Below are 17952 nucleotides of genomic sequence, written 5' to 3' on the forward strand. Positions count from 1 at the left end.
TCCCGCCTTCGAATGGATATCGTCCGCGCTGGACGAGTTCGTGAAGGCTGTTGCGGCCCCGAGCGTGAGAAGAATCGAGAGCGAATGCGCAGTGGAACGCATCCAGCGACGGTACTGACGCCGGCTGCTCGGCGTCAACCGGCAGGAAACCGCCACGTCTCGGCGGTTTTGGCGAGAATTGGCGGTCGGATGACGGAATGCGTTCATCCATCCGCCAGGCCCGGCCAGATGTGCTCCATGCAGCCACAAATGGGTACACTGTCCGACCGAAGTTGCTCCTCCACTCAATTTTCTGAACCCTTTGGGCCGCCTCAGGTGTGCTGCTTACCGTGGCCAAGCCAGCGACCGTCTCCCTCGCCTTCGAGCTCTTCCGACGCCTGGCCAGGCGCCACGGTGTCCCGGCGCGAGACGCCGAGGATGTCGCCCAGGAAGCGCTGCTGCGGGGGTTGGACGCCGACAAGCGGATCGAACCGGGCGGCGACCCGGGGCCGTACCGCGTCACGATCGCCGTCAACCATGCGCGCAATCACGTCCGTGACGCGCGCTGCCGCGGCGAGGTGCTGACGTCTTTCGATGAGTGCGAGATCCGAGATGAGTGCCTCACGCCGGAAGAGTTGCTCCGGAGACGGCAGCGGGAAAAGCTCGCCCGGGAGCTGATTGACCAACTCGAGCCCAAGTACCGGGATCTCGTGATCAAGCACGACCTCGAGGACATCCCGCTCGCCCAGATCGCCGCCGAGCAGGGGATCCCGCTCGACACGGTGAAGACGCGACACCGGCGGGCGCTCGAGGAACTCGAGGTGCAGGGCGGACGGCGGCGGGCGCGGCAGCGCTCTCATGGATGGGACGACAGCGCCTGCGTGCCGGTCGCGTTGGGGTTCGGCCGCCGCGCGTCGTGGGTGGCCTCCCTGCGCCGTTTCGGCATGAGGATCCTCGTTCAGGCCGCGCTCGTCCTGCTGACGGGCGCGCTCGTCTCCGCGGTGCCGCCCTTGCCCGGCCTGGAATCGTGGCCCGGGGCGGCGGCGGTTTGCGCCCCTGCCACCGCGCCCGCGGAGCGGGACGCCGTGGCGCCCCCCGGGCGAGGTGGTGCCCACAGCGCCGCGGGTCCCGCCGGCGGAGACGGGGCGCCCGATGCAGCGGCGCCCGCCGCGGCGATCGCCCACGAGATTTCGTCGCGCACGAAACACGGAAGCGCGCACGGCGTAGCGATGGCGATCGGCACGCCCGCTCCCTCGAACGCGAAGACGACAAGTCACCGGGCCGCGCCTCCGGCGAGCGCCGTTCGACCGACCGTCGGGGAGATCGAGAGGAGCCTGGTCAACCAGGCTCGGAGGGCCATCGAGGCCAACGACGTCATGGCCGACGTCGAGGCTCGCCGGCTGCTCGAGGCCCACGCGCGACAGTTCCCGCGAGGGCGGCTCGCCGCGGAGCGCGAAGAGCTGTTCAGACAACTTCCCTGACGTATAGGGGTATGGCGCAGAAGAAGCGCGCAGTCACGCCGCACCAGGTGACCGATGGTCCCGGTCAGGTGACGCCGATGTCGGTGGAGCCCGCGGAGCTCGGCGCCGGCTAGCAGGCATCACCCCTGGGCCAAGGTCGTGGTCGCGGGCCTCCCTGGCCGAGATCGAGGTGCTCGGTAGGCGTCCAGGCGGCCCCGTCCCTTCCTGCCGCGTCTACAACCGTTCCGGCTTCGCCGAGCTGAGCGCCGCATCTCGCGGACGCTCTGGTCGGGGTGCTACACTTTGCGCGATGAATTTCTGCTATTTTTGTGATTGTCCGCTGGACCGGCGACGTGACGGTAATGTGGCCAGGGAGCATGCAATTCCAGACTGGTTGCAGTCTCACTTGAAGTTCAAAAATTACCCAATTCGGCCGAGGCGAGCCGGATTTGACGAAGAGTTCGTGCACGTTTTACAACCGCCTACAAGAGAGGAGTACGCCGAGAAAGAAAAGCCTCTGTCGGTTCTGCGGCAGGAAGACGTATGCGGCTCATGCAACAACGGGTGGATGAGCGGTCTCGAGAGGGCTGTTGCCCCTCACTTGATTCCCTTGGTTGACGCCACTCGCGATGTCACCGACCTCGACTCAGAAGCCGCCGCGCTTGTCGCTCGTTGGGCTCTCAAGACTGCTCTCGTCCTCGATTCGGTGGACCCGTTTGTCCGTTACTTGCCGCAAGAACATGCGCGAGCGGTCAGGCTAAAAGCAAACGGGCTGCCCGAAGGCGTCGCCGTGTTCGGAACAAATCGCGACATCGAGAGACACTTGGGATGGAAAGTAACCAGGGACTGGCCAGACTGTCGCTGCAACCCAGCCCTCGTCAACCTCGAAGTGATTAAGGAGTTGGTCCGGAGCTCGTACAAGGTGATAATTGGACTTGGCCATCTTATCCTCCTCGTCGCATACTGGCCACCGCGCCAGGGCTGGCGCTTCGTTGCAAAAAGTATGCACCACGTGATCTGGACAAACGGGGACACAGTGTTCGATCACGAGGCAGACCTACTGCCCCCCCTGGCCTTCACATTCCTCGGCCCGGTGTTCGAGCAAGTGCTTGGAATCGCGCACGCAACGGCTGGACCCTGGTAGCTCTCCGGCACCGCGGACTCTCACCAGCCCGATCGTGCCCCGCGGCCCCGCTCCCCCGAGTCTACCGCGTCTGTCCTATCCGGACGGCTCTTCAATGCGGCCTGCTACGGTCGGCGCGACCTTGCTCGCCCCTCCGGTGCTGGCGCCATGCCAAACAGCCGACCGATCGCCTTGTGAACGACCCGAGCCGCAACGTGGTCCCCGAGGGCGACGGCGCAGCTGAGGGCGTTGGCGAGCGCTGCGAGCACGACGGCGCGAGGCGATGGGTCGGCCGGCGCGAGCTCCCCGGATCCCGAGCTCGCCGGTTGGACCAAGCCGCTTCGCGGCAGCTCCTGTCCCTGCTGAGGTCGACCGCGACGACGACCGCGATCGCGAGACGACACCGCCCTCGCGCCCCGCGTAGCCTCCACGAGACCTTGGGAGCCATGGACCTGGTGGCGGCGCTCGGGGCCGCGAGCTAGCGCGATGCGGACGAGGTGCAGGAGCTCGGCGTGAGGCTCAAGAAGCTGCTGCGGGCCCTGCTCCGTTAAGCATTGCGGATACCGAGCCGAGGTTTCCTGCCGCGGCTCGGATCCTTGTCTTCGCTGCGGTTGTCACGGCGGTCATTGCTGCCGCAGCGCGACTTTTGCCGGTATTCACTGCGAAAAAAAGCGCCCGGCGCCGCGCAGGACTCGCCGCCCGCCGCCTCATTCCCTGCCCACCCTGCCGTTCGCGACGCCCCTGCCCGGGCGCCGCGTTCACCAGGAGGGCAGCGATGGGACAGCTCCGCGATCGAATGGCCGAAGACCTGAAGCTGCGGCGATACAAGCCGTCGACATGCGACAATTACCTCCGCTGCGCACGGGCCTTCGTAGCCTACCACCGCAAGCCGCCGCAGCAGATGGGTCTCGACGAGGTGCGCGCGTTTTTGCTCTACCTCGCCGAGCAGCGAAAGATCGCGGAGGCGACGCAGCACCAGTACGTGGCGGCGATCAAGTTCCTCTACGCCACCACGCTCGGGCGTCCGGAGGTCGCCGTCGCGATCCCCTGGCCGAAGGTACCCCAGAAGCTGCCGCCGGTCCTCAGCGGCACCGAGGTCGAGGCGCTGCTCAACGCGATCGGCTCGGTCAAGCAGCGCACGATCGTCCTGACGGCGTACGGCGCCGGTCTGCGGATCGATGAGGTCTGCTCGCTGCGGGTCGAGGACGTCGACAGCAAGCGCAACCTCATCCACGTCCGCAATGGCAAGCTCGGGCGTGATCGGTACGTGATGCTCAGCGCCCCCGTGCTGACCGCGCTGCGCATCTACTGGCGGGCGGAGAGACCCGCTGGACCGGAGCTGTTCCCGGGTCGCAAGCAGGGCTCGGTCATCTCGCACGAGGCGGTGCGCAACGCGCTGCGCGAGGCGGCGAGGCGCTGCAAGCTGCACAAGCGCGTCACCCCGCACGTGCTGCGGCACAGCTTCGCCACCCACCTGCTCGAGCTCGGCACCGACATCCGCGTCATCCAGGCCCTGCTCGGCCATCGCTCCATCCGCACCACCGTCCGCTACGTCCGCGTCAGCCAGGCTCACGTCGGTCGCACCCGCAGCCCGGTCGAGGTGCTCGGCACCCAGGAGGCCAAGAAGAAGCTCGGCTGAGGTCGCGTGCACCCGCATCGCCTGGCGCCGCGGCCCGCGGCGACGGGTAGGCCTCGTCTCGAGGTCGCGGATATCGTCCGCGCCCACGGCGAGGCCTACCTGCGCGCCCACGCCGTCTCCACCGCCCAGCGCAAGGTCCTGCGCGACATCGCCGCGTGCAGGACCGCGGTGCTGGGCGGCCATGTCGACGTGTGCACGGGCTGCGGCCACGAGCAGCCCTCGTACAACTCCTGCCGCAACCGCCACTGTCCCAAGTGCCAGAGCCTCAGCCAGGCCAGGTGGATCGCCGAGCGGCAGCAGCGCATCCTGCCGACGCACTACTTCCACGTCGTCTTCACGCTCCCGGCCGAGCTGCGCCCGCTGGCGCTCGTCAACCCGCAGACGGTCTTCGATCTGCTCTTCCAGTGCGGCTCGCAGACCCTGCTCACCCTCGGCCGCGATCCCAGGCGGCTCGGCGCCGACATCGGTGTCACCGCCGTGCTGCACACCTGGAGCCGCAATCTCAGCTTCCATCCGCACCTGCACTGCATCGTCACGGGCGGTGGGCTCTCGCTCGACGGCTCGCGCTGGATCGAGGGGCGGAGCGGCTACCTCTTCCCTGTGCAGGTCCTCGGCAAGCTCTTCCGCGGCAAGTTGCTCGCCGCGCTTCGGCAGGCCTATGACGCCGGAGAGCTCGACCTGACCGGCGGGGCCGCCGCGCTGGCCAACCCCGCTGCCTTCGCTGCGCTGCTCAAGACGCTCTACCGCAAGCCCTGGGTGGTGTACGCCAAGCCGCCCTTCGCTGGGCCCGAGCAGGTCTTTGCTTACCTCGGTCGCTATACCCACCGTGTCGGGCTGTCCAATCACCGGCTGCGGTGGATGGATGAGCGCGGCGTGTGCTTCCGGACCCGCGGAGACAAGACCGTGACGCTCTCCGCAGAGGAGTTTCTGCGTCGCTTCCTGATGCACGTGCTGCCTCATCGCTTCGTGAAGATCCGACACTTCGGCTTGATGGCTGCGTGTCACGCCACCACCACGCTCGAGGTGGCACGCACGAGGATCATGGCGGCGCGAGACGCAGGGCAGCGCGCTGTCGGGGGAGATGAGCACCGGGAAGGCAGCTCTCACGAGCCCTCTCCGCGCCACGTCGTCAAGGTCGACTGGTGTACGCTGCTCGCCGCGCTCACGGGGGTCGACCTGTCCATCTGTCCTCGCTGCGGTCAGGCTGCGATGGCTCGCCGCCCGCTGCCGTCGTGCGTCATCGCCTCCTCCGCTGCTCCTCCGGACACGTCATGAGCATCGCTGGCCTGGGCAGAAGCGACAGCACCACCTCCGTTGCGCGGCGGTCAGGCATCGATCCGCCTTCTGCGCCGTCCACGTCGGCGGCCTGCGTGCTGCTGGGCCTCCGTCGGCGCCGTGCTCTGCCTCGGCGCGTCTGCGCCCAACGTCGTGGCGGCGGGATGCACCACGCGTGCGAGCCCCGCCGCGCCCGCCTTCTGCGGCCTTCTCGGGCAGGATCTCCATAGGCCTCGCGACCGCCTCGCCCGGCCGCGAACCGGCCCGGTCCAACCCGACGTTTACGGGACTGCGCCGGGACCTCGCCGCCGCTGCTGCTCGGGCGCAGTCCCGCAAACGCCTATTCATTGGGCCCGCGTTGGGCCCACGCCTTCCGAGGGGTTGCGATCCGTCGCCACGCCCCTCCCAAAACCCGGCGGATCCCACTGATCGCACGGGTTCGCCACCGCAATTTCGTTCTTGGGCGACGAACTTGCGGCGGCGAACCGTCGCGAGCCGGAGCTTTTGCGGCAGCTTTGGGGGAACGTGACGGCCGATCGCAACCCCTCGGAAGCGATGGACCCAACGCGGGCCCAACGAATAGGCGTTTGCGGGACTGCGCCTGAGCTTGCCGTGGTCGCGACGGCCGACCCGTCGCCTCGGGCCGCCGCGGTCGCACGAGCGCCCGCGCTGGCCGGGCCCGACTCGCCGATTCGGCGCGCCTACTCGCCGACCCCGGCTGAATAGAGGCCAGCCGTCGTACCGGGGACGTCCGTCGTGAAGGCGAGGCGGCGGCCGCCGTGGCTGCTGAAGTAGGTCAGGTTCGCCCCCGGCGCGATGAGCCGAGGCTTCAGGGGCTTGCGCGACAGGTCGACGACCTTCAGGTCGGCCGTCGATCTCGCGAAGTCTTCCCCGTCGAAGTGGGTGTTGTCGTTGAACGACACGAGGCCGCGAACGGCCGGCAGGTAGCTCCAGCCCCCGTCGTCGCTGAACTGCCGCACGCCGCCCTCGGCCGAGGCGAAGAGGGGGGCGGTGCCGGCCGTCAGGTCGACGATGCGGGCGAACAGAACGTGCTTCGAGTCGGCGCTGAAGGGCGGGCCGCCGAGCACGTTCCGCGGCTGCGGGTCGACCGACAGGGGCGGGGTACCGCCGCGGGCGTCGGCGAGCGCCACGTCGGAGAGGCCGGTCGCCGGGTCGCGCTGGGTGAAGAAGGGCACCTTGCTGCCGTCCGGCGACGCCCACGCGTCGGTGATGACCTTCGACCCGGCCAGGACGGTGAGAATGCCCCCGACCTCGTCGGCGATGGTCTCGATCGACGGACAGTCGCCCGGCGTGGCGCGGCGCAGCTCGAGGCCGGCCTCCGTTTGCGCGGTGTACACGACGAAGCTGCCTTTGGTGAAGAAGCCTATCCTCGAGCGCACCTCGTCGAGCGCGCTCACCTCGCCGTCGTCGGAGACGACGACGGGGTGCCCCGAGCCCGCCAGCGTCGTGAAGAACGACCCGCCGTCGGCGTCGGCGCTGAAGAAGGGGGGCGTCGCGACACCGCTGAACAGGTCGACCCTCTCGCCCCGCTCCCAGCTCGACAAGGTGGCAGAGCTCGTGGCGCCCTCGCAGTGCAGCGCGACCGGGTGCGAGCGGCCGTGGCGGCCCACGAACGCGGCGAAGGGCCGACAATACCCCAGGGGGAAGCCCATCGGCACGGCGCCGAGCAGCGTCGTGCGCTCGCTCATGTCGGTCGAGGCGAGCTCGACGTCGCCGACGCTGCCGTCGGCGTTGCCATGGGTGGGGAAGAGCACCGAGCGGCCGTCGGCGCTCGCCGAGGTCGCGAAGGTCCCGATGGGCGAGGCGGCGGACGCCTCGTGCGGGCCGGAGGCCGCGCTCCACACGACGAGGGGGCTGACCCCGAAGCCGGGCAAGGTCCGGTCGGGGTGGGTCCAGCAGAACGCGACCTTGCCGACGGTGTAGACGAACGCCGTGTTCCCGAAGGGCACCTGGGCGACTCGCTGCCTCGTCGCGCCCGGCTCGAGCGCGGTCGCGTACACGATCTCTCCCTCCTGGTAGAGGGCGTGATTGTCGCTGGTGACGCCGAGCAAGACCTGGCGCGCGCCCGGCTGCACCAGCCATTTCGCGGACGTCGTGAGTGATGCCTGGCTCTCCGATTCCCCCTCCGCGGGGGGCGGGTTCGGCGCCTCGGTCCGGGCGCAGCCGAGCAATGCTGCGCCGAATGTCACGCTGGCGAAGAAAGCTTTGACCATGTTCGGGTCTCCTATTCGGTCAGACCCTAGCCCACGCAGGCACCCTACGTTGGGGCCAGATCGTCGATGTCGAGTAGTCCAGTCGCCCGCGCGCCGCGGGGAGCGAGGCGCGCGTCAGGGGCGATCACCCGCGGGCCTCGACCGGGCCTTCGGCAAGGTCTGCGCGAGCCGCCGCGCCGCGTCCGCGAGCTGGGCCTCGTCGCACGCGGCGAAGCCGAAGCGGGCGAAGTCGAGCGGCCAGCGACCGAGCGCGAAGTGACTCGCGGGCTGGAAGGAGACGCCCGCCGCGTGCGCGCGCCGGGCCCACGCGTCGATGTCGACGCCGGGGGCCCGCGCCCAGAGGGCCATGCCCCCGCTGGGGGGGTCGAACTCGAGCCCGGGCAGGTGGCGCGCGAGCGCCTCGCAGAGCGCGTCGCGGCGGGCGCGGTAGGCGCGCCGGACCCGCTGCGTGTGCCGATCGATCTCGCCGTCTTCGAGCAGCTCGGCGACGGCGCGCTCGATCGCGTGGTCGCCCTCGTGGTCGACGAAGGCCCGGTAGGCCGCGATCCGCTCGGCGACGTCGGGGGTGGAGACGACGAAGCCGAGCCGCAGCCCCGGCGCCAGGATCTTCGACAGGGTGCCCAGGTAGACGACCACCCCGTGGCGGTCGGCGGACGAGAGGGGCAGCACCGGCCGCCCCTCGTAGCGGAACTCGTGGTCGTAATCGTCTTCGAGCACGAGCAGGCGCCGGCGCCGCGCCAGCTCGAGCAGGCGCACGCGCCTCGGCGCGGTCAAGGTGACGGTCGTGGGTAGCTGGTGGTGGGGCGTCGTGTAGACCGCCTTGACCCGCCTGGCCGCGCAGAGGGCCTCGAGCGCGGCGACGTCGAGCCCCTCGCCGTCGAGCGGCACGGGCACGAGCTCCACGCCCGAGAGCTCGAGCGCGCCGCGGGCGGCGGGGTGGCTGTACGCCTCGATCGCCACGCAGTCGCCCGGCTCGAGCAGCGCGCGCGCCGCGAGGTAGAGGCCCTGCTGGCTGCCGCGCACGATGTTGACCGACTCGACGCTCGCCCGCACGCCCCTCGCCCGGGTCAGCAGCTCGACGACCGCCCGGCGCAGGCGCGGCTCGCCCCGGGGGTCGCCGTAGTCCATCAGCGCGCGCGCCCCGGCGCCGAGCAGCGCGCGGCGGTAGGCGCGGCACAGCTCCAGCCTCGGCACGAAGCCGAGCTCGGGCACCCCGCCGAGCAGGAGCAGGCCGGCGCGCGGGGTCGAGGACGGGGCCGGCAAGGGGCGTCCGGGCAGGTCGAACCCGGCCCGGTCGGCGAGGGCTCGTCGGCGGAAGGGGGGCAGCTTGGCGGGCAGGTCGCTCGATACGTAGGTGCCGGAGGCGGGCGCGCTCGTTATCCAACCTTGGCGCGCGAGCTCGAGGAACGCGGCGATCACGGTCTTGCGGTGCACGCCGAGCTGGATGGCGAGCTTGCGGCTGGAGGGCAGCCGCTCGCCGGGGCGCAGGCGGCCCCGTTCGATGTCCTCGACGATGGCCCGCGCGATCTGCAGAAAGAGCGGCCCCTGACCCGCCGCGCCGAGCTGAAGAACGAGTTCTCGGGTCACCGCCACGCCGCCCGTGCCTGCGTCGGAGGGGCGGGGCGCCCTGGCGCCCGCCCCCGAGCTCTCGATGCCCCGCCGCCCGGAATCTGTCAACCGAGGCGCGCCTTGCTCTTAAATACGGGGAAATTGCTGAAGCAGCGGGACCTGCGGGGACCAGGGGCAGAACCGGCGCAAGCTTCGGCCTGAGCCTCACTGCGATCGGGCAAACAACGAGCACCGAGGGCCGCGGATCCATCATGCGCCGGTGAGCCATGTTGCATTCGTGACGCTTCGTCTGGCATCTCGTCACGCTTTCGCGAGCTGCCCGGTCTTCAGGTCATGACCATGCGATTGTTCGTGCTCGGCGCGACCGGCAGCACCGGAACGCAGATCGTGGATCTCGCCCTGGCGCGAGGTCACCAGGTGACGGCGTTCGTCCGCTCGCCCCGGAAGATTGCCCGCCGGGACAAAGCGCTCACCGTCATCGAGGGCGACCCGCTGCGTGTCGAAAAGCTCGCTCCCGCGCTTCGGGGACACGACGCCGTTCTCTCGGCGCTCGGCCCGAGTGGGCGCGAGGCGTTCCGGCGGAGCACCCTGCTCGCCGAGTGCGCGGCCACCACGGTCGCGGCGATGAAGACGGCCGGCGTGGGGCGGCTCGGCAGCGTCTCCGCGGCGCTGCTGTTCCCCGAAAAAGCGCTGCGGTTCGTCGTCTTTCGCTGGCTGCTCCAGCACCACATCCGCGACCTCGTCGCGATGGAGGCCGTGGTTCGGGCGACCAACTTCGACTGGACGATCGCCAGACCGCCGCGGTTGATCAAGACGTCGGCGGAGACGTACCGGAGCGAGCGCGATGCGCTCCCCGCAGGCGCCTGGGAAATGTCCTTCCGTGCGGTAGCGACGTTCCTGCTCGATTGTGTGGAGCAAGGCACTCACTCGCGGGAGATCGTCGGGCTCGCCGGCGCGGCGCGATGACGCGTGAGCCTGCACGTGCGACAATCTCGCTCCCTCCGATGGTGATCGTTTTGCTCGTGGAGGCCAGACCCTTCCAATGACTGCTCCTTCTTCAGCGCGCCGCGTGGCTGCCTTCGAGTCGTGCCGGCAGGACCTCATCGCTCTGGCGTATCGCATGCTCGGTGATCTCGGGCGGGCCGAGGACATGGTGCAAGAGGCGTGGCTGCGCTGGGAAAGTCACGCGGGGGACGTGCACTCCCCGAAAGCGTATCTGGTGACGATCGTCACGCGCCTTTGCCTCAGCGAGCTCGACTCCGCCAGGGCGCGCCGCGAGGAGAGCCGCGCCGATCGCCTGCCGGAGCCGGTGGATCTCGACGAAGGGGGGATGTCCAGCCTCGAGAAGCTCGAGCAAGTCTCGATGGCGTTCCTCGTCGTGCTCCAGCGGTTGACGCCCGCGGAGCGAGCGGTCCTCCTGCTCCACGACGTCTTCGACTTCGACCACCGGGAGATCGCCGAGCTCGTCGGCAACAACGCGCCTGCGTGTCGCAAGCTGCTCGAGCGCGCGCGCCAGCACCTCGCCGTCGAGCGGCGCATGCTCGTAGCACGAGCGGACGACCATCACCGCCTGCTCCAGGCCTTCCTGAGCGCCACCCTGGCGGGCGACATTCGCGTGCTCGTGAATCTCCTCGCCGACGACGCGATCATGATCACCGACGGGGGGCCCCGAGGCCGCGTGGTCGAGCGCCAGCGCAACCTCCCTCAGCCGCTGCACGGCGCCGCGCGCATTGCCGCGTTCATCGTCGCGGCCACGGCGCGCAATGCCGGCCAGCTCCAGATCGAAGAGCACGAGCTCAACGGGCAACCCGCGATCGTGTTCTGGACCGGCGACCGACCGTTCGCGGCGCTGCTCCTCGCGGTGGCCGACGGGAAGATCCAGCGCGTGTTCTTCCACGCCGACCTCGATCGGCTCCGCTACCTCGGGCGGCGGTCGGCCACGTCGAGCCCTCGCCCGCCTGGGTGACCAGCTGCCGAGTCAGCCGACGGATCCGCCGGGTGCTCTCCAGGAAGCGCGCCGATGCCGGCGCTCATTTTTTTAAAGAGATGATGGCCATGAAGAAAGACAGATACATTTACTGGGCGACGACGGGGCTCATCGCAGCTCTCATGCTGTGGAGCTCGTACAACTTTGCTTTCAACGAAGAGCAGAGAGACGCTTTCCGGCACCTCGGCCTCCCGGACTGGTTCAGGGTGGAGCTGACCGTCGCAAAGGGGCTGGGCGCGCTGGCCCTCTTGATCCCTGTGGTACCGAGCAAGGTCAAAGACTTTGCCTACTTCGGCTTCGGCCTCACCTTCGTCTCCGCGGATATCGCCCATCTCTCCAGCGGCGACAGTCGCTGGCTCATCCTGCCGCACTGGACGTTCTTCGGTATCCTTGTCGTTTCCTACCTTTATCATCACAAGCTGGAGCGCACGCGGGCGGCGGAGCTGCTCCTCGGAACGTGCGCTGGCAGCCTCAATGGCAGGCCCGCTTGAGCCCGCTGTACGTGACGTCTTGCTGGCAGAGGATATTGCAGCTCCCGAACGGGCCTGGCTCGCCGCACCCGACGTCGAGCAGGTACACGTTCGACGCGTCCGGGCAGAGCCCGCCAGACTCGCAATGGACCGCGGAGATCTGCGGCTCGTCATGGCCGCTGCAGTCGTAATCGAAGCTGCCTCCGGGGCGGATGGGCGTGTCATGGAACGTATTGGGCTGGTCGGGGTGGACCTCTGCCTGGCCGTCGTCGCAATCGGTGCCGCCCTCGCAGGCGGTCGACAGATACCCGTCGCCATCCGCGTCGCAGTCGAGGATCCCGCCGCCGCTGCCGCCCGAGCCCGAGGTCACCTCGCCGCCGCCGCCCGAGCTGGACGTCGCCCCGCCGCTGCCGCCACCCGAGCGCGACGTCGCCTCGCCGCCGCCTGACGAGGTCGCGCCCTTGTCGCCGCCCGCCGCGTCCGACGACGGGGTGGCGCCCGCACCTCCGCCGCCAGAGCTCGTCTGGCCGGTGAAGACGGCGTCGGGGAAGCTGCACCCCACGCTCAGCCCGGCCGTCGCGGCGGGCAGAGCGACGAGCGCGAGACAGCGAAGACACCAGGGCATCCCTTCATGAGATGGCACGGTCCCCTCGCGCGTCAACCGTCCGCTGAGATGTGCAGCGCTGCGGTCCGGCGATGCCGCTCAGGCATCGTGTGGAAGTGTCGCAGGGGCTCAGCTCGGCGCGCTGGACACCCCAGGACGGATCCTCGAACAGAACGGGCGAGCGCTGCGCCGTTCGCGGGGAGCCGCGGAAGAGCCTCGGTCCGGCTCGAGGAGAGCCTCGCGCTGGAGCGCCCCTCCGATCACTCCCGCTGCTGCTGCCCGCGACCGGTCTTCGCCTGCAGCTCGTCGATGCGCTTCGACGCCTCCGCCTTCGTCACGTTCGGATCGAACTCCACGCCCGCTCGATGGCTCGCAGAATCCAGGGGAAAGTCACCTTGAAAGGGCCGGCCTCCCCGGCCCAGCGGCGACTTCGATGGGATCCGGCCCGCCCTGGAAAAGCGACGACCCTGCTGGTGCTCCCCGTCGCCGTTGCCTGTTGGGCTGCCTCGAGACTCAGAAGAACGCCCTCGAGGCGCTGATCGAGCGCTCGTACCCAGAGAGCGAGCTCGCGGGGGTACAGGCACGCCTGCACGCCCGCCTGCCCGAGGAGCGACGGCACCTGCGCGAGCAGGCGCTCGCGCGGGCCGTGGGCGGCCCGGGGCGCCAGCTCGGAGCGAGGCTCGCGCCGGGCGATCTCGAGGCGTGAGCTGAGACATCGATTTCATCGCGATGCTCCTCGCCTTCTCGTTCGCCGTGATGCCGGTCGTGCTCCTGGTTCAGGTGCTGGGCAGTTATGCCGCGTGCCGCCTGGCGCTCCGCGGCGCGCCGTCGGCGGCGCACATCTACGAGGGGGCCGTCGTGACGAGGTACGGGACGGTGAACATCTGGCACGTCGTCGTCGCCGGCCAGCACGTGCGGATTCGCGCGAACGCGCCGCTCGACAGGAGCGTGGTGGTCCTCGTGACGCCCGAGACGCGGAGCGGCAAGCGCCGAGTCGGGGTCTATCATCCCCGCATCGGGATCTGCACATCGCTCGTGTGAGCCGCGCTCGCGGCGCTGTTGTTGCGGACTTAACCGCGTGAGACATTCGCCGGCATGCGAGCTTCGTTGGACTCTCGCCTGCTGGCCGTCATCGCCGTGGTGCTGGCCGCTCTGGGATGGATGGGCGCGCTCAGCTGCGCGGCCGGGGGCGACGGCGCTGCGGGCGCAGCGGCGCTCGTGCAGCGCCGGTTTCCCGCTCAGGCCGCCGAGGTGCTGGGCAGCGGTGCTCTCGGCGCGCCGGCGCTCACCGACATCGGCTTCGCCCTCGGGGCAGCCGGCCCGGGCGACGGACGGCCGCGGCTCCAGGCCGAGCTGCCGCGCGACGGCGGTGGCTGGATGCGGCTCTCGGGCGCTGGCGGCTTCGAGGTGCGGGTGCGCGAGGCCGGCGCGTCCGGCCCGGGGGCGGTGGTCGACGGCGCGGTGATCTACGGCCGCGCGGGCGGCGCGTCGTTCTGGCGGGCGGCCGCCGGGGGCGTCGAGGAATGGCTCACCGTGGCGCCGGGCGCCGCGCCGGCGGGTGAGCCCGCGGCGGTCTGGGAGGTGGACGGCGCGGCGCTGCGGCAGCGCGGCGAGGCCGTCGAGGTGCTGGACGCGGCGGGGACACCGCGGCTGCGCGTCACCGCGCCGCGAGCGTTCGCGGAAGGCGGGCGGCCGATCGCGGCGCGCCTTGAGGCGCGCGGGGCGGAGATCGCGCTGCTTGTCGAGGCGTCGGGGGAGCTGCTGCTCGTGGATCCGCTGTGGCGCGCCGTCGGGTCGATGGCCACGAGGCGGGACCTCGGGCATACGGCCACGCTGCTGGGCGGCGACGACGGGCGGGTCCTGGTCACGGGCGGCAGGTTTGGCGACAGCCATGTCGCGAGCGCGGAGCTGTACAACCCGGCGGACGACAGCTGGACGCCGGCGCGGTCGATGAGCACCCGGCGCGCCCATCACGCCGCCGTGCTGCTGGACACCGGGCAAGTCCTCGTCGTGGGCGGCTCCGACGGCTCCGACGGCTCGGGCCCGATGGCGAGCGCGGAGCTGTATGACCCGGCGGAGGACCGCTGGACGCCGGCGCGGTCGATGAACGTCGCGCGCGGGGGCCTCACGGCGACACGGCTGGACGGCGGACGGATCCTCGTCGTGGGCGGCGTGAGCGACGGCACCTACCACACGAGCGCGGAGCTGTTCGACCCGCGAGAGGGCATCTGGACCGCGACGGCGCCGATGAGCACCCGGCGTGGTGGGTACACGGTGACGCTGCTGGCCGACGGGCGGGTCCTGGTCGCCGGCGGCTTCGGGCCGGAGGGCGAGGTCGTCCCGACCGATGAGGTGTACGATCCGGCGACGAACACCTGGACCCCGGCGCGATCGATGAACACCGCGCGCCGAGGGCACAAGGCCACGCTGCTCGACGACGGGCAGGTCCTCGTCACGGGCGGCTTGACGAGCGACGGCACGTTCGTCGCGAGCGCGGAGCTGTTCGACCCGGTGAACGGCAGCTGGGCACCGGCGGCGCCGATGAGCTTCGGGCGCTTCGACCACACGGCGACGCTGCTCGACGGCGGGCGGGTCCTGGTCACGGGCGGCACGACGCGCTACGACGCGTTCATCGCGAGCGCGGAGCTGTTTGACCCCGTGGATGGCTCCTGGTCGAACGCGCCGGCGATGGCCGTCGGCCGCAGCGCTCATACGGCGACGCTGCTCCCACGCGGCGGCGTGCTCGTGATGGGCGGCAATGAAGGCGTCGAGACGAACGCCGAGGTCTACGACCCGACGGGCACGAGCCCGTGGTCGGAGACCGCGCCGATGCGCGACGCGCGCTGCGCGCACAGCGCGACGCTGCTGGACGATGGGCGGGTCCTGGTCGCGGGCGGCTACGGTGCCGACAACATCGACCTCAATACCGGGGAGATCTACGACCCGGAGGAAGGCACCTGGATCGGGGTGAAGGAGATGCGCGACGCGCGCTTTGCGCATACGGCGACGCTGCTGGACGACGGGCGGGTCCTGGTCACGGGCGGCTACGGGAGCAGCGCCGAGGGCGCGCTCGCGACCGCGGAGCTCTTCAACCCCATGACGCGCAGCTGGACAGCGGCAGCGCCGATGCTCGAGGCGCGCCAGGGGCACACGGCCACGCTGCTAGCCGACGGGCGGGTCCTGGTCACAGGCGGCGCCGGGGCCGACTACGTCAACCTCGCGAGCGCGGAGATCTACGATCCGGTGGAAGGCACCTGGACCGAGGCGGTGGCGATGATCGCCGCGCGCCAGGGGCACACGGCCACGCGGCTGGGCGACGGGCGGGTCGTTATCGCGGGCGGCTACGATCCCCGCGGTGACGCCCCGAGCGCGGAGATCTGGAGCCCCGACGCGCGCGGCTGGACAGCGGCAGGGCCGATGATCGCCGCGCGCCGGGCGCACACGGCGACGCTGCTGGACGATGGGCGGGTCCTGGTCGTGGGCGGCTCCCAACTTTTCGAGCTCGCGAGCGCGGAGCTGTACGATCCGGCGACCGATCGCTGGACGACACGAGCTCCCATGAGCGCCGCGCGCCAGAGCCACACGGCGACGCGGCTCCTGGACGGGCGCGTCCTGGTCGCGGGCAATACCCCTGTCGATAACCATGGCAGCGCGAGCGCGGAGGTGTACGACCTGGCCGCGGACAGCTGGTCTCCGGCAGGGACGATGTACTCCGAGCGATCTCAGCACGCGGCAACCCTGCTGCGCGGTGGCAAGGTCCTGATCACCGGCGGCATCGGCCCCGGCATCTATATCGCCAGCGCCGACCTCTATACCGCGGCTTTCTCAGGCAACCCTTGCAACACCGACGCGGACTGCGCCGGCGCCTCCTGCGTCGACGGCGTCTGCTGCGACGTCCCTTGCGCGGGCGCATGCATGGCCTGCTCCGCCGCGAGGAAGGGCGCCGGCCCCGACGGCGCGTGCGGCCCCATCCAGGCCGGCGCCGATCCGGACGACGACTGCGCCGCGGAGCCGGCCTCCTCCTGCGGCACCACCGGCCTCTGCGACGGCCGCGGCGCCTGCCAGCTGCGGGCGCAGGGCGCCCCCTGCGGCGCGGCCTCGTGCAAGGGCGCCTCCGAGCTCGTCGAGGCCCTGCTCTGCGACGGGCTCGGTGTCTGCGCCGAGGGCGACACGCGATCTTGCGCCGAGTACCGTTGCGTCACGGGCGCCTGCCTCACGGGCTGCACCTTCGACACCCAGTGCGCCGACGCGGCCTACTGCGCGGCGACCGGCGGCGACTGCCTGCCGAAGAAGCCCGTCGGCGCCCCGTGCGCCCTCCCGAAGGAGTGCCTCAGCGGGCAGTGCAGGGCCGGAGCCTGCGAGCTCGACAGCGACGAGGACGGCATCGCCGACAGCGAGGACAACTGCCCTGCTGTCCCGAACACGCTCCAGGCCAACACCGATGGTGACCTGCCGGCGGGCGATCTCCTCGGCGACGCCTGCGACGAGGACGACGACGCCGACGGCGACGGCGATACGGCGGACAACTGCCCCCTCGTCGCGAACCCCGACCAGGCCGACGTCAACCGCGATGGGGTCGGCGACGCGTGCGATTGCGACAATCCGCGCAAGCCCGACGGCAGCCCCTGCGACGACGGCAATGCCTGCACGCAGACCGATACCTGCCAGAACGGCGCCTGCGTCGGCGCCGATCCCTTCGTGTGCCCGCAGCCCGACACCTCCACCTGCAGGCGCGCCGTCTGTGCGCCGGCCACCGGCACCTGCCAGAGGCGCTACAAGCTCGACGGGGCGCCCTGTCCGGGCGGCGAGTGCATCGCCGGCGGCTGCTTGCTCGCGGAGGCCGCCAGCGGCTCCGGAGGCGGCGCGGGTGGCGAGGGCCAGGGCGGAGAGGGCGGCGGCGGCGGGGACCAGGGCGGTGGGGGCCAGGGCGGCGGGGGCCAGGGCGGCGACGCCGCCGCGAATGGCTCCGGCGGCGATGCCGGCGATGCCGGCGATGCCGGCGGCGCGCCTCCGGCGCCTGCACCGGAGGGGAGCGCCTCGCCGCGCGCGCACGGCAACGGCTGCGCCGTGGCGCGCGGCGCTGGCCCTGACGCGGGCGGCTCGTCCGTGCCCTGGCTCCTCCTCGCCGCGCTGCTCGCCGCGCGGTCCAGGGGTTTCCGCAAGGCAGGCTGATCCACGACCAGGCAGACTGATTCACCGTCGCTCGCCGGGTTCTCCCTGGTGTGCGCTTCCGGTAAGCTGCCCGCTCCTCCCCCCGGGCCCATCAAGGCGCGCGAGATGCTGAAAGACCGGCCGCGATCTTTCCGTTGCGATCCCTCGCCGCCCCGACCTACCGTCTTGCTCCGCGCATGCCGACGCCGCGCCAAGTCCTCAACCTCCTCTCCCGCAACGAGCTGCTCGCCCTCGCCGACGCGCACCGCCTGATCATCGGCGACCGGCGGGTGAAGGCGCACATCGCCGACCAGATCGAGATGACCGGGCCCCCCATGCCCGAGCTGCTTGTCGGCCTCTCCCGCGACCGCCTCGCGGAGCTCTGTCGCCTGCTTGGCTTCGACGGTGGGGGGCGCGCCAAGGCGCCCCTGATCACCCGCCTCGTTGGGTCGTCGCAGCAG

At 70.8% G+C, this 17952-nt stretch carries 13 protein-coding genes and 1 pseudogene; 10 read left to right on the forward strand and 4 right to left on the reverse strand.

Features of this window, described 5'->3' with window-relative positions; genetic code table 11:
- Positions 1 to 329 precede the first annotated feature (329 nt).
- The 4 genes from WME73_RS37820 (at position 330) to WME73_RS37835 (ending at position 5476) form a co-directional block, all read left to right on the forward strand.
- Positions 330 to 1460, forward strand: a complete 1131-nt coding sequence (locus WME73_RS37820) for an RNA polymerase sigma factor (protein ID WP_437912724.1) — start codon at positions 330 to 332, stop codon at positions 1458 to 1460.
- Positions 1461 to 1845: 385 nt separating this feature from the next.
- Positions 1846 to 2583, forward strand: coding sequence for a hypothetical protein (locus WME73_RS37825; protein WP_437912725.1), 738 nt, complete (start codon positions 1846 to 1848; stop codon positions 2581 to 2583).
- Positions 2584 to 3337: 754 nt separating this feature from the next.
- Entirely contained in the window at positions 3338 to 4201 is an 864-nt protein-coding gene (locus tag WME73_RS37830) for a tyrosine-type recombinase/integrase (RefSeq protein ID WP_437893382.1), read from the forward strand.
- 6 nt (positions 4202 to 4207) lie between these two features.
- Complete coding sequence (locus WME73_RS37835; protein ID WP_437912459.1) at positions 4208 to 5476, forward strand: IS91 family transposase; 1269 nt, start codon at positions 4208 to 4210, stop codon at positions 5474 to 5476.
- 701 nt (positions 5477 to 6177) lie between these two features.
- Here the strand turns inward: WME73_RS37835 and WME73_RS37840 are convergent.
- Entirely contained in the window at positions 6178 to 7710 is a 1533-nt protein-coding gene (locus WME73_RS37840; RefSeq protein ID WP_437912727.1) for a hypothetical protein, read from the reverse strand.
- A gap of 114 nt (positions 7711 to 7824) precedes the next feature.
- The gene (locus tag WME73_RS37845) at positions 7825 to 9387 is read right to left on the reverse strand and encodes a PLP-dependent aminotransferase family protein (protein WP_437912728.1); all 1563 of its coding nucleotides are present in this window, start codon (positions 9385 to 9387) and stop codon (positions 7825 to 7827) included.
- A 225-nt stretch (positions 9388 to 9612) separates the two neighbouring features.
- Here WME73_RS37845 and WME73_RS37850 point away from each other — a divergent pair, with 225 nt between their 5' ends.
- The 3 genes from WME73_RS37850 (at position 9613) to WME73_RS37860 (ending at position 11757) form a co-directional block, all read left to right on the forward strand.
- Positions 9613 to 10245: an NAD(P)-dependent oxidoreductase gene (locus WME73_RS37850; protein ID WP_437741155.1), complete on the forward strand. Its 633-nt coding sequence runs from the start codon at positions 9613 to 9615 to the stop codon at positions 10243 to 10245.
- A gap of 76 nt (positions 10246 to 10321) precedes the next feature.
- On the forward strand, positions 10322 to 11245 hold the full coding sequence (locus tag WME73_RS37855) for a sigma-70 family RNA polymerase sigma factor (RefSeq protein ID WP_437912730.1): 924 nt from the start codon (positions 10322 to 10324) through the stop codon (positions 11243 to 11245).
- Positions 11246 to 11277: 32 nt separating this feature from the next.
- On the forward strand, positions 11278 to 11757 hold the full coding sequence (locus tag WME73_RS37860; protein ID WP_437912731.1) for a DoxX family protein: 480 nt from the start codon (positions 11278 to 11280) through the stop codon (positions 11755 to 11757).
- On the opposite strand, the gene WME73_RS37865 is transcribed toward WME73_RS37860, so the two are convergent.
- Positions 11738 to 12361, reverse strand: a complete 624-nt coding sequence (locus WME73_RS37865) for a hypothetical protein (RefSeq protein ID WP_437912732.1) — start codon at positions 12359 to 12361, stop codon at positions 11738 to 11740. The two genes, WME73_RS37860 and WME73_RS37865, sit on opposite strands and share 20 nt — an antisense overlap.
- A gap of 239 nt (positions 12362 to 12600) precedes the next feature.
- Positions 12601 to 12711 (reverse strand): annotated as a pseudogene (locus WME73_RS37870) (DUF3072 domain-containing protein); the annotation flags it as partial.
- A 125-nt stretch (positions 12712 to 12836) separates the two neighbouring features.
- Between WME73_RS37870 and WME73_RS37875 the strand changes: the two are divergent.
- Genes WME73_RS37875 through WME73_RS37885 form a run of 3 tightly spaced genes read left to right on the forward strand, consistent with a single transcriptional unit; the run spans position 12837 to position 17512 of the window.
- Positions 12837 to 13046, forward strand: a complete 210-nt coding sequence (locus WME73_RS37875) for a hypothetical protein (protein ID WP_437917533.1) — start codon at positions 12837 to 12839, stop codon at positions 13044 to 13046.
- Positions 13047 to 13069: 23 nt separating this feature from the next.
- Positions 13070 to 13381: a hypothetical protein gene (locus WME73_RS37880; RefSeq protein WP_437912733.1), complete on the forward strand. Its 312-nt coding sequence runs from the start codon at positions 13070 to 13072 to the stop codon at positions 13379 to 13381.
- 54 nt (positions 13382 to 13435) lie between these two features.
- Positions 13436 to 17512 carry a kelch repeat-containing protein gene (locus tag WME73_RS37885; protein WP_437912734.1) on the forward strand — a complete coding sequence of 1359 codons (4077 nt, stop codon included), beginning with the start codon at positions 13436 to 13438 and terminating at the stop codon, positions 17510 to 17512.
- The last annotated feature ends 440 nt before the right edge of the window (positions 17513 to 17952 follow it).

The organism is Sorangium sp. So ce302 (genome assembly GCF_051530145.1).
Classification (GTDB): domain Bacteria; phylum Myxococcota_A; class Polyangia; order Polyangiales; family Polyangiaceae; genus Sorangium; species Sorangium cellulosum_B.